The sequence below is a fragment of the Micromonospora sp. NPDC049374 genome, assembly GCF_040677165.1.
In the GTDB taxonomy this organism is placed as follows: Bacteria; Actinomycetota; Actinomycetes; order Mycobacteriales; family Micromonosporaceae; genus Micromonospora.
Map to the genome: position 1 here is coordinate 67,068 of NZ_JBFAQH010000014.1, position 12,425 is coordinate 79,492.

10 protein-coding genes are annotated in these 12,425 nt (G+C 71.8%); 4 read left to right on the plus strand and 6 right to left on the minus strand.

Translation table 11 applies throughout. From position 1 onward, the window contains the following. The first annotated feature begins 152 nt into the window (after positions 1-152). From pflB to AB0J93_RS22410, 4 genes are all read left to right on the plus strand, one after another. A complete protein-coding gene (gene pflB / locus AB0J93_RS22395) occupies positions 153-2,432 on the plus strand; it encodes a formate C-acetyltransferase (RefSeq protein WP_363924265.1) in 2,280 nt (759 codons plus the stop codon). After that, positions 2,432-3,211: a pyruvate formate-lyase-activating protein gene (gene pflA / locus AB0J93_RS22400; protein WP_363924266.1), complete on the plus strand. Its 780-nt coding sequence runs from the start codon at positions 2,432-2,434 to the stop codon at positions 3,209-3,211. The genes pflB and pflA overlap by 1 nt, the downstream gene beginning before the upstream one ends. 107 nt (positions 3,212-3,318) lie before the next feature. Continuing rightward, entirely contained in the window at positions 3,319-4,002 is a 684-nt protein-coding gene (locus AB0J93_RS22405) for a GntR family transcriptional regulator (protein ID WP_363924267.1), read from the plus strand. A 53-nt stretch (positions 4,003-4,055) separates the two neighbouring features. Further along, entirely contained in the window at positions 4,056-4,541 is a 486-nt protein-coding gene (locus AB0J93_RS22410; RefSeq protein WP_363924268.1) for a MarR family transcriptional regulator, read from the plus strand. Between the two features lie 54 nt (positions 4,542-4,595). On the opposite strand, the gene AB0J93_RS22415 is transcribed toward AB0J93_RS22410, so the two are convergent. From AB0J93_RS22415 to AB0J93_RS22440, 6 genes are all read right to left on the minus strand, one after another. Further along, on the minus strand, positions 4,596-5,921 hold the full coding sequence (locus AB0J93_RS22415) for a HAMP domain-containing sensor histidine kinase (RefSeq protein WP_363924269.1): 1,326 nt from the start codon (positions 5,919-5,921) through the stop codon (positions 4,596-4,598). Then, complete coding sequence (locus tag AB0J93_RS22420; protein WP_363924270.1) at positions 5,921-6,577, minus strand: response regulator transcription factor; 657 nt, start codon at positions 6,575-6,577, stop codon at positions 5,921-5,923. Before AB0J93_RS22420 ends, AB0J93_RS22415 begins: the two co-directional genes overlap by 1 nt. 129 nt (positions 6,578-6,706) lie before the next feature. Continuing rightward, positions 6,707-8,074 carry a cytochrome P450 gene (locus tag AB0J93_RS22425; RefSeq protein ID WP_363924271.1) on the minus strand — a complete coding sequence of 456 codons (1,368 nt, stop codon included), beginning with the start codon at positions 8,072-8,074 and terminating at the stop codon, positions 6,707-6,709. Further along, positions 8,071-9,150, minus strand: coding sequence for an alpha-hydroxy acid oxidase (locus AB0J93_RS22430; protein WP_363924272.1), 1,080 nt, complete (start codon positions 9,148-9,150; stop codon positions 8,071-8,073). Before AB0J93_RS22430 ends, AB0J93_RS22425 begins: the two co-directional genes overlap by 4 nt. 46 nt (positions 9,151-9,196) lie before the next feature. After that, on the minus strand, positions 9,197-10,777 hold the full coding sequence (locus tag AB0J93_RS22435; protein ID WP_363924273.1) for an FAD-dependent oxidoreductase: 1,581 nt from the start codon (positions 10,775-10,777) through the stop codon (positions 9,197-9,199). A 69-nt stretch (positions 10,778-10,846) separates the two neighbouring features. Then, entirely contained in the window at positions 10,847-12,361 is a 1,515-nt protein-coding gene (locus tag AB0J93_RS22440; RefSeq protein WP_363924274.1) for an aromatic amino acid ammonia-lyase, read from the minus strand. Between the last annotated feature and the right edge of the window lie 64 nt (positions 12,362-12,425).

Genomic DNA, 12,425 nt, shown 5'->3' on the forward strand with positions numbered 1-12,425 from the left:
GATGCCGGGTCACGTCGTCCGGTCACACCCTGATCGTCGCCGCCGCACCGGGACCCGCGCCGGTGGCTAGCGGCCCGGACCGCCCGGGTCTTTCGCCCCTGACCGACCGGCCATCCCCGCGAGAGGCTCGAAGAGAGCTTCCAGGAGGAGACATGGTCCAGCAGCACAGCCCGGCGGTCCGGCCCGAGCAGCGCGCGACGGCGCGGCCCGACCCGTGGCGCGGCTTCCACGGCGACGCCTGGCGCGACACTGTCGACGTCGCCGCGTTCGTCCGCGACAACGTCACCCCGTACCACGGCGACGCCCGGTTCCTCGCCGGGCCGACCCCCCGCACCACGCAGCTGTGGAACCGGCTGCGTGACCTGTTCGTCATCGAACGCGAGCGCGGGATCTACGACGTCGACCCGCATACCCCCGCCACGATCACCTCGCACGCGCCCGGCTGGATCGACCGGGATTCCGAGCTGATCGTCGGGCTGCAAACCGACGCGCCGCTGCGCCGGGCGATCATGCCCAACGGTGGGCTGCGGATGGTGGAGAACGGGCTGACCGCGTACGGCTTCGAGATGGACCCACTGGTGCGCCGCATCTTCACCACGTACCGCAAGACCCACAACGCCGGAGTCTTCGACGCCTACCCCGCCGACGTGCTGGCGGCGCGGCGCTCGCACATCGTCACCGGGCTTCCCGACGCGTACGGCCGTGGCCGGATCATCGGCGACTACCGGCGGGTCGCGCTCTACGGCGTCGACCGCCTCGTCGCCGAGCGCCAGGCGATCAAGGCGTCCCTGGACGATCACCCCTGCACCGAGGACATCATCCGCGACCGTGAGGAGCTGGCCGAGCAGATCCGCGCCCTCGGTGAGCTCAAGGAGATGGCGGCCGGCTACGGCTACGACATCAGCGCGCCCGCCGCCACCGGCCGCGAGGCGATCCAGTGGCTCTACTTCGCCTACCTGGCCGCCACCAAGGAACAGAACGGCGCCGCCATGTCGCTGGGCCGCACCTCGACCTTCGTCGACGTGTTCCTGGACCGCGACATCGCCGAGGGCCGGCTCACCGAGTCCGCCGCCCAGGAGCTGATCGACGACTTCGTGATCAAGCTGCGGATCATCCGGTTCCTGCGCACCCCCGAGTACGACGAGTTGTTCTCCGGCGACCCCACCTGGGTGACCGAGGCGATCGGTGGCGTCGGCGCGGACGGTCGGCCGCTGGTGACCCGCACCAGCTTCCGGTATCTGCAGACGCTGTACAACCTCGGTCCGGCGCCCGAGCCGAACCTGACCGTGCTCTGGTCGGCCGACCTGCCCACCGGTTTCAAACGCTTCTGCGCGCAGGTGTCGCTGGACACCAGCGCCATCCAGTACGAGAACGACGACCTGATCCGGCCGGTGTACTCCGACGACACCGCGATCGCCTGCTGCGTGTCGGCGATGCGCGTCGGCAAGGACATGCAGTACTTCGGCGCCCGCGCCAACCTCGCCAAGGCCCTGCTCTACGCGATCAACGGCGGTCGGGACGAGATCACCGGCGAGCAGGTCGCGCCCGCGACCCCGCCCGTCACCGACGACGTGCTGGACTACGACACCGTCCTGGCCGCGTTCGACCGGACCCTCGACTGGCTCGCCCGCACCTACGTACGCGCGCTCAACGTCATCCACTACATGCACGACAAGTACGCCTACGAGCGGCTGGAGATGGCGCTGCACGAGCACCCGGTGCACCGCTTCCTCGCCACCGGAATCGCCGGGCTCTCCGTCGCCGTGGACAGCCTCTCGGCGATCCGGCACGCCCAGGTCAAGGTGCTGCGCGACGGCACCGGCCTGGTCACCGACTACACCGTCGACGGCGACTACCCGGCCTTCGGCAACAACGACGAGCGGGCCGACGCGATCGCCGTCGACCTGGTGGAGCGCTTCATGGACAAGGTTCGGGCGCAGCCGACGTACCGGGGTGCCGAGCCGAGCCTGTCTGTGCTCACCATCACGTCGAACGTGGTCTACGGCAAACACACCGGCAACACCCCGGACGGTCGTCGGGCCGGCGAGCCGTTCGCTCCCGGCGCGAACCCGATGAACGGCCGGGACACTCACGGCCTGGTCGCGGCGGCGCTGTCGGTCGCCAAGCTGCCGTACGCCAGCGCCCGTGACGGCATCTCGCTCACCACCACGGTCACCCCGGACGGGCTCGGCCGCACCCGCGACGAGCAGATCGACAATCTCGTGGGGGTGCTCGACGGTTACGCCGACGCCGGCGGCTTCCACCTCAACGTCAACGTCCTCGACCGGGTCACCCTCGAAGACGCCATGGCGTACCCCGAGCGGTACCCGCAGCTGACCATCCGGGTCTCCGGGTACGCGGTGAACTTCGTCCGGTTGACCCGCGAGCAGCAGCGCGACGTCATCTCCCGCACCTTCCACGGCCGGCTCTGATGACGACGATCGTCTGGCCGTCGCGCCCGCACGTCGTCCCCGCCGGTGCGGTGGTCGGGTCCGTCCACTCCTTCGACACGTCGACCGGAGTGGACGGGCCCGGCACCCGCTTCGTCGCGTTCCTCGCCGGCTGCCCACTGCGCTGCCGCTTCTGCCACAGCCCCGACACCTGGTTCCAGCGCAGCGGACGGGCCATGACCGTGGACGAGCTGGTCACCGAGATCCGGCGGTACGAACGGTTCATCAAGGTGGCCGGTGGTGGCGTCACGCTCAGCGGCGGCGAACCGCTGCAACAGGCGCGGTTCACCGCTGCCGTGCTGCGCAGGTGCAAGGACATGGGCCTGCACACCGCACTGGACACCAGCGGTTTCCTGGGCGACCGCGCCACCCCGGAACTGCTCGACGCGACGGATCTGGTGCTGTTGGACATCAAGAGCTGGGACCCGGCGACCTACCGCCGGGTCACCCGGACCGGTGCGGTCGCGCCGACGCTGCGGTTCGCCCGCCGTCTCGCCGAGCGGGGCACCCCGATCTGGATCCGCTTCGTCCTGGTGCCGGGCCTCACCGACGACCCGGCCAACGTGGCCGGCGTCGCCGACTTCGTCGCCACGCTGCCCACCGTGCAGCGGGTGGAGGTGCTGCCGTTCCACCGGCTCGGCGAGCACAAGTACCGCGCGCTGGGGCTTCCGTTTCCCTGCGGCGACACCGAGCCCCCCACGCCCGAACTGCTCGACCGGGTGCGTGCCCAGTTCGCGGAGCGGGGCCTGCTGACCCGGTGACCGGCCGGCCGGCTCCCGATGCGGGCAAGGGTCCGACTGCCGAGGTGTCAGAGCACCGCGAGGCGAGCCTGGTTGACAGCGGGAGCACCCGGTGTGCAACATATCGCATGCCTGTTCCACGGGGGCCCGGACTCGCTCCCCGGTCACTTCTTCGCGACGAGGCCTACCGGGCGATCCGCGACGCCATCGTCGGCGGCACGCTGGCCCCCGGCGAACGCCTCAACGACAGCGACCTGGTCGAGTGGCTCGGCGTCAGCCGCACCCCGGTCCGGGAGGCGCTGGCACGCCTGGAGCAGGCGGGTCTCGTACAGACCAAACCCGGGCGCTACACGATGGTCAGCCCGCTGGACGTCCGCGCCGCCCGAAACGCCCAGTCGGTCACGGCCGCCATGCACGAACTGGCGGTACGCGAGGCCCTGCCCAACCTCTCCACCGACGAGATCGACGTCATGCGCGAGGCCAACGCACGGTTCGCCGAGGCGCTGCGGCGCAACGACGTGGACGCGGCCGTTGCCGCCGACGACGACTTCCACGCCGTCGCGGTGCAGGCCAGCACCAACCAGGCCCTGCGCGACGTGCTCGAACAGTTCACCCCGGTGCTGCGTCGCCTGGAGCGAGTGCGTTTCTCCTCACTCAGCGGCCGGGAGTCGGTCGCCCAGCACGACCGGATCATCGCGCTGTGCGAGGCCGGAGATGTCGGGGGTGCGGCAGCCGCCACCCGCGCCAACTGGGAGACCCTCGCTCCCCTGCTCGACACCGACGACCCCGGTCACTCCGGGTCGACCGGCTGACGGAGCAGGCGTCCCACACTCTCGCAGGTCAGGCCGGGACGTACGCTTGCGGCATGCCTGACGAACCTCGGTGGTTGACCGACCACGAGCGCGACGCCTGGCTTGCGCTGGCCAAACTCATGTTCAACCTGCCGAGCGCCCTCGACGCCCAACTTCTGCGCGACAACCACCTCACGCTGTTCGACTACTTCGTGCTCAGTGGCCTGTCCATGACGCCCGGACGCACCATGCGGCTCAGTGATCTGGCTGGCCAGATCAGTTGCTCGCTCTCCCGACTGTCGAACGTCGTCAAGCGCCTCGAACAGCGGGGCCTGCTCCGCCGCGCGCCCGACCCGGACAGCCCCCGCTACACCGTGGCCACGCTCACCGACGCCGGGTGGGACCTGGTGGTCGCCGCAGCGCCCGGGCACGTCGCAGCCGTGCGTCACTACGTCATCGACGGCCTCACCGCGAGCCAGATCGACGTCCTGCGCGAGGTGGCCTGCCACGTGACCCGGCAGATATCCGAGACCCCGGAGGCCACCGCGCGCTCCCGCTGACGCCGGCGGTAGGTGTCGTCCCGCACGTCCCGAACGGTTGGATGCCCTGCCCGGTCAGCCGTCGCCGGGGACCGATGCGGGCGTCGGCGGCGCGAGCGTCGACGCGGCCGGTTGCGGGATCGTCCCGACCGGCAGCCGGACGGCGAACCGGGCGCCCCGACCAGGATGGCCGCGGGCGTCGATGGTGCCCCCGTGCCCGGTGACCACCTCCCGAAGCAGCGCCAAGCCGAGTCCGGTGTGCCGCCGCTCCGGGCCCGCACCGCTGTAGAACCGGTCGAAGATGCGGTCGGCCGGATCGAAGCCGTTGCCGGTGTCGGCGACGATCAACTCCGCCACCTCGTGGGCGGGCAGGCGCACTGTCACGTCGATCCGCCCGCCGGCCGGGGTGTGCGTGAGGGCGTTGGTCAGCAGTTCGCTGATCACCCGCCGCAGCGCCGATTCCACCCCGGCGACCGGGACCGGCACGTCCGGGCGGCTGAGGGTGAGGGTCACCCCCTGTTCGCCGGCCCGGTCGTTCTCGGCGAGCACAGCGGCCTCGGCGAGGGCTGCCAGGTCCACCGGGTCGGCGGCCGGCCGGTCACCCGGTGCTGCGGCCAGCCGGGCGGAGAGCAGCAGGTCGTTGACGACCTCGCCGAGCCGTCTGGTGGTGCCGGTCAGGCGATTCAGCTCCGACTGGTACTCGACGGGCAGGTCGGCCGCGCCGGCCCGCCGCGCCAGCAGTTGGGCCCGGGTGTGCACCTGCGCGATGGGCGTACGCAGTTCGTGGCTGACGTCGGCGATGAACCGGCGCTGCCGGGCGAGGGAGTCGGCCAGCGGCGCGACGGCGAGCCGACCCACCACCGACCCGCTGGCGACGGCGACGACCAGCCCGAGCAGTTCCGCGACGGCGAGCGCGACGAGCAGGTGGCGCCGGTCGGCGAGCTGGTACCGGGCGTCGAAGATCGCCTGCACGACGTCCTCGCCGCGGGTCTCGGTCAGGACGAAGTAAACCGTGCCGTTGCGCGTGATCGTCGTCTCCGCCGGGATTCCGGTGCTGGCCGTGGTGGTCATCGCCGTCGCCAGCGGGAACCCGGCCGGCGCCGGCACCGTACCGCCGCTGATCTCGCCGTCGCGGAGCAGGAACAGCCAGGTGCAACCGGGCGGACCGGACGGGTCGCTGCGGCTTGCGGTGTAGGCGAGTTCCCGTTTGATCTGACGCTCCTGGCCACGGACCAGCATGCCGTAGGCGAGCACGCCGACCACCGTGACCAGGACGGTCACCGCGAGCCCGACCAGCACGCCGACCCGGCGACGGGCCCGGGCCACCACGATGCGCTCGGCCACCATCCAGGAGAGGCCGGCCCGTGCCGGCCGCCGCAGCCGCACCTTCCGCCACGGCATCACAGCTCACCGAGCCGGTAGCCGAGGCCGTGCACGGTGCGGACCGCCGTCCGGCCGAGCTTGCGGCGCAGGTAGTACACGTAGGTGTCGACGATGGAGGTCGCCGCCGCCTCGTCGAAGACCCGGCGGCGCAGCTCGGAGCGGGTGTGCACCGCCCGGGGGCGCACGGCGAGCACGCGGAGCAGTTCGAACTCCCGGGCGGACAGTGCCACCCGGGTGCCGTCCGCCAGCACCACGTCCCGCAGGCCGAGGTCGAGCCGGCCGGTACCGATCGGCAGCGCCTCGGCGCCGTCGGACGTACGTCTGCAGAGCGCCCGGATCCGGGCACTCAGTTCGTCCAGGTCGAACGGCTTGATCAGGTAGTCGTCGGCGCCCGCGTTCAGGCCGGCGACCCGGTCGTCGACGGTGCCGAGCGCGGTGAGCAGCAACGCGCGGGCCCCGATCGCGCGGGAACGCAGCCGGGTCAGCAGGTTGAGCCCGTCGAGCGCCGGCAGCAGCCGATCGATCACCATCACGTCGTAGGGTCGGGTGAGCCCGAGATGCAGGCCCCGTTGTCCGTCCCGGGCCACGTCGACCTCGTACCCCTCGTCGGCCAGCACCTCGGTGAGCATGTCCGCGAGTTCCGCGTCGTCCTCCACCAGGAGCAGCCGGTGCACGCCTGGTGATACCCCGCTTACCTGTAGCACATGTCGAGAATCCCACACCGATCCTCGACATCGATTGTGACCAATGTCTCTATGTTGTCTCGATCGGGCATCGCCGCCGTCCCGATCGACCTTCCGTGGTCAGCGTCGGACCTCCTCGACGTGGCTCGCGCAAAGGCGCTGGCGCCGGGCGTCGAGCACCATCCAGGTGCCCAGCGCCAGTTGGACGAGGCTGCGCCACACGTCGGACCAGAGGTCGCCCCAGCGCATCACCGACAGCCGGGCCCGTGCGGGCGGGCGGGCGCCGGTCGGGACGAGGAAGCAGGGTCCGCGGTTCGGCAGCGACCGGGTGTGCCGCACGGTGGAGACCAGGGCGTACCGGCGCAGTACCTCCCGGGTCACCGCGCGCATCATCACCGGCGCGATGCCGCGTGCCGGGCAGGCCCGGTTGGCGGTGACACCGAAGGGGACGAAGTGTGCGGCCCGGCGGTCGAGGGTCAGCCAGCGGGCCGGCTCGAAAGCGTCGTCGGCCGCCGGTCCGCTGCGCTGGTAGGCCAGGTAGTTGAAGAGCAGCACCGAGCCGGCCGGGATGGTGAGCCCCGCGTCGACCTCGATCGGACCGGACGTGATCCGGTGCGCCACCCCGAAGAGCGGATGCACCCGCAGCGTCTCGTCGATCACCCGGTCCAGGGCGGCGTCACCGTCGGGACCGTCGAGGGTGGCGACCAGGTCACGCTGCACCGCCGGATGTTGCGCCACGGCGAGCAGGAGGTGCGCCATCGCCTCCGACATCTGCACGACGGCGGTGTTGAAGAAGGTGCCCTGGAGGTACCACGCGGTCTCCTCGGCGGTGAAGGGTTCCGGCAGCGTCACCGGCGCGGTGCCGGCCTCGACCCGGGCCCGCAGATAGCGGGTCAGCCGGTCGCGCCGGTCCAGGTGCCGCAGCCCGCAACACTTGAGCGCGGTGACCACGTCGTCGGCGTTGGCCACGATCAGCGCCCGGACGTCCGGCGGGCACGCCGCGCCGAAGACGAGTTCGTAGTACACCTCCGCCCAGATCGGCATCATCAGGTCCCGCAGCCGGACGTGGCAGGTCCGGCCGGCCGGCAGTTCGTCGAGGATCCGTCGGGTCGCCGCGCCGGCCAACTCGGTCGAGCGCCGGTGCGACACCGCGACCACCCGCCTGGTCGTCCGGGCGACCGTGCGGTAACGCTCGCCCGGCTCCAGGTGTTCCTGGTGCATCTGCGGCCCGGGCGCCAGCCAGTACCAGAACAGGTCGGAGATGCCGGCGCCCCGGCTACGCCCGCTGGCCGCCGGATGGGAGTAGATTCGAACGAAGTGCTCGGGCCCGATCCCGGGGCCGGGCACCGGGATCCCCTCGGCACCGTTCACCCGCCTGAAGATCCACTCACGGAGCCGGATCACCGCCGGTGGCAGCCGGCGCGGCAGCAGCCACCCCACGGCCAGCAGACCGGCCAGGCAGCACAGCAGCACCAGCGGGCGGGTCATCCCGGCACCCGGTCGAGGATCAGCTCGCGGGTGAGGTCGGCGGGGCGGACCGCACCGGCAAGCGTCATGGCCCGGGCCAGCTCGGCGCGGAGCAGGTCGAGCAGCTGTCCGACGCCGTGCTGTCCCCGGGCCGCCAGCGCCCAGACCACCGGTCGGCCGATCCCGACCGCGACGGCCCCGAGCGCCAGCGCGGTGAGGATGTCGGTCCCCCGGCGGATGCCGCCGTCGAGCAGGACGGGGATGCGTCCACCGACCGCCGCCACCACCGCCGGCAGGGCGTCGATGCTCGCCGGTACCCCGTCGAGCTGCCGCCCCCCGTGGTTGGAGACCAGCACGGCGTCCACGCCGTGCGCGACTGCGAGCCGGGCGTCGGCGGGGTGCAGGATCCCCTTCAGCACGATGGGCAGCCGGGTCGTCCCGCGCAGCCACTCGATCCGCGCCCAGTCGAGGGTGGCGTCCATGACGATGTCCCGGATCCGGCCGGTCTCCGGATCACGCATGTTCTCGCAGCAGTAGCCGGCCGGCAGGTCGAGGAAGCCGTTGCGCAGGTCGCGGTCGCGGCGGCCGAAGACCGGCGAGTCGACCGTGACCACCAGGGCGCGGCAGCCGGCCGCCTCAGCCCGCCTGATCACCGAGGCGGTGAAGCCGAGATCCGGCTGTGGATAGAGCTGGAACCAAAGCCGCGCCGGTCGGTGCGACGGGTCACTGGCGTCGGCCACCGCCTCGATCGGCGTGGTGGCGGCCATGCTCACCACCAGGACGGTGCCGGCCGCCCCGACCGCCCGGGCCGTCGCCACCTCCCCCTCCGGGTGGGCCAGCCGGTGAAACGCGGTCGGAGAGACCAACACCGGCATGGGCAGTGTCTCGCCGAACAGTTCGGTCCGCAGGTCGCGCTCGCCGCCGCCGCGGAGCACCCGGGGCAGGATCCGGTACGCGTCGAAGGCCGTCTCGTTGGCCCGCAGCGTCCGCTCGTCCCCGGCGCCACCGGCGAAGAAGTCCCGGTGCACCGGATCGAGCCGCAGCCGCGCCTCCGCCTCCAGATCGCCGAGACGGTGCAGGGGACCCGGATCGGCCACGGCTGGATGGCACGGGGTCACCTGCGCCGGCACTGAGGGCACGGTGTCAGCCCACCGTCGTCGTCAGGCAGCGGTTCAGGAAGGCGACCAGCGGCGCCCGGTGCACCTGCGGCTTGTTCCACTGGTTCTCCAGGTTCTCCGCCAGGTGGTGCTCCGCCGTCACCTGGCCGCCGCGGTGGTGGCGCACCACCGGATGCAGGTACGCCGCGTCGTGGGCCTGGCCGGCCGTGTCCTGGGCGATCCGGCTCACCGAGATGTCGAAGGGGTCGACCTGGTCGTGGTCGGGACCGTACTCAAGGGTGACGACGAACGCGTGCTCGACCGGATGGTCGGCGGTGGCCAGCCCAGCCTGCCCGAGGTAGTCGACCGGCAGCTCCTCGTGGTAGCGGGCGCTCGGCCCGGCGACGGTGAGCACGTCGGCGAGCACCGCGAACTGCTGCCAGAGGCCGGAGGAACGGTTGACCCGCTCGATGATCGCGTCGGCCGCCGCCTCGGCGGTCGCGTCGAGCTTCTCCGCCGGCCACGGATTGTCGTGGTAGCGGTGTTCCAGGATGCGGTGCAGTGCCCGCACCCCGTACCGGAATCCATGGATGAAGCCGTTCGTCGACTTCTTGAAGTCGCGCTCCTGGGTCAGGGTGCCGGCGAAGAAGAGACCCGGCACGTTCACCGACTCGAACGCCGGGGTCTGGGCCGGGAAACGATCGTTGATCACCAGCGTCGGGCGGCAGTCCTCGGCGAAGATCGACGGGTCGAAGCGGAAACCGGTGCAGGCCAGCACCCGGTCGTAGCGCAACTCCTTGGTGACCTCGTTGGCCCGGGAGAAACCGAAGGTCACCCGGTAGCCGTCGCCGTCCCGCTCGATGCCGCGCACGTGCCCGTCCAGGATCGCGTTCGCCGACTTGAGCTGGTAGGTGTCCAGGAAGTTGTTGTTCACCGCCCGCAGGTGTCCGACGTAGTGGGTCCGCCACGCCATCCGGACCGAACTCGGCCCCGCCACATGGACCAGGGTGGTGGTCTCCATCAGGCTGTCCGCGGTCTCGAAAGCGGAGTTGCCCTTTCCGATGATCAGCACCCGCTGGTCGAGGAAGTCGCGCGGGTCGACCGGCATCTCGTCGTACCGCTCCGCCAGCTCGATGCCGGGGATCGGCGCGACGTACGGCTGCGCGACCCCGGTCGCCACGACGACCCGACGCGCCCGGTACGTCGTACCCGCCTCGTCGGTGACCACGAAGCCACCGTCGCCGGACCGGGCGACCCGGACCACCCGGGTCTGGTAGCGGACCCGGACCCCGGTGGCCGCCGCGAAGTCCGCCAGGTAGCGGACCATCACCTCGGCGTCCGGGAAGTAGCGCTCGGTGTAACGGGTGAACCGCAGCGCCGGGTCGTCGCTGAGCAGCGAGTTCCAGTCCAGCCGCAGGTTCAGCTCCGGATCGTCGGAACCGGTGTGCGGCTTGTTGATCGAGATGAGTTGACGGTGCCGGGGAAACCGCGTGAAGAAGTCGCCGGGAACCTCGGCGGACTCCAGTACCAGGTAGTCCCGCCGGCCGTCCCGTTCGAGGAGCGCCCCGAGCTGAAGTCCGGCCGGCCCCGCCCCGATGATCAGATAGTCGAGCATCTCTCCGGTCACCAGGCGACGGTACGAAGGCGAACTCAGAGAAAAATCAGCCCGGGACGCGGTCGTCGCCGTCGATGCCGATCAGCCCGGTGGCTCGGTCAGCAGGTCGAGCAGGTCGGCGACGCGGCGGACATCGTCGTCGAGCGGGCGGTCCGGGTCGATCGCCGGCACGATCTCCGCGAGCCGCTCCAGCAGGGCGACGCAGGCCGGTGCGGTAGGGGTACGCGCACCGACGTGGACCGCCTGGCGCAGCCCCACCGCAAGCGTTCCGCAGATCAGCCGCAGCAGCCGCGCCTGGTCCACGGCGCGCAGCGCGGCCTGGGTACCGAACGGGACGACGTCCTGGTTGTGCAGATTCGTCGGCAGACTCTGCATCCCGGCCGGGGTGGCCTGCCGGCGGATCTCCACGACCATCGCGGTCGCGGCGAGTTGGGCACCCTGTAGCCCGTGCTGCCGTCCCGGCCCGGCCGCGAGCATCGGCGGCAGCCCACCGTTGCGGACCGGGTCGACCAGGAGGTCGAGTTGGCGCTCGACCAGGTTGCCGAGCTGCGCGGCCACGGTCGCCAGCACGTCGGCGGCGAAGGCCGCCGGCTGGCCGAAGAAGTTGCCGCCGTGCAGCACCAGGTCGTCGTCGGGGAAGAACAGCGGGTTGTCGCTGACGCTGCGCAGATCCGACTCCACCACGCCGTCGACGTACCGCAACGCATCCTCGGCCGCGCCGAGCAACTGCGGGGTGCAGCGGATGCTGTACGCCTCCTGGAGCGGACGCCCACCCGACGGCACCGCACCGGCGAGGCACTGCCGCATCCGGGCGCCGACGTCGACCGCGCCGGGATGCCCGTACGCGGCCAGCAGCCGGGGATGCAGGAACTGGCCGGGGTCGCAGCCGAGCACGTCGACGAGCAGGCAGCTCAGCAGCTGGGCGGCCCGGTGCGCGCGGCGGATGTCGTCCAGGGCCAGCGCGGTGGCGGCGGTGGTCACCGAGGTGCCGTTCACCAGCGCCAGCGCGTCGCGTCCGTCCAGGAGCAGCGGTGTCAGACCGGCCGTGGCGAGCGCCTCGGCGGCGGGCATCCGGTCACCGTCCAGACAGGCCCAGCCCCGGCCCCGCAGCGACTGGGTGGCGTAGGCGAGCGGGATCAGGTCACCGCTGGCCCCGACCGACCCGAGGCGGGGCATCGCCGGCACGAACGGCGTACCGAACATCGCGGCGAGCCCCTCGACGACCCGGAGCGAGACGCCGGAGGTGCCCTGGCCCAGCGACCAGACCCGGACCAGCATCGCCGCCCGGACCACCTCCGGGTCGATGTCCGGGCCCTGACCGGCGCCGAGGTGGGCGAGGGTGTTGTCGCACTGGTCCGCGTCGTCGTCGCGGCCGGCGAAACCGACGAGCGCGCCGAACCCGGTGGTGGCACCGTAGACCTGACGGTCGTCGCCGAGGACCGCTCGCAGGTGGTCGCGGGAGCGGCGCACCCGGTCGCGTACCTCGGCGGTGATGTCGACGGTGACCTCTGTCGCGGCCCGGCGCAGGTCTGCCACCCGCAGCGGACGGGCCAGGTCGATCGGGCTGACCGCGTCGGACGCGGTGGGGGTCGTCATCGGGCCGACCGTAGCCGCGGATTCTCAGAGCGGTCTGAGTTATCTCTGATGACCGGTCGCTAGC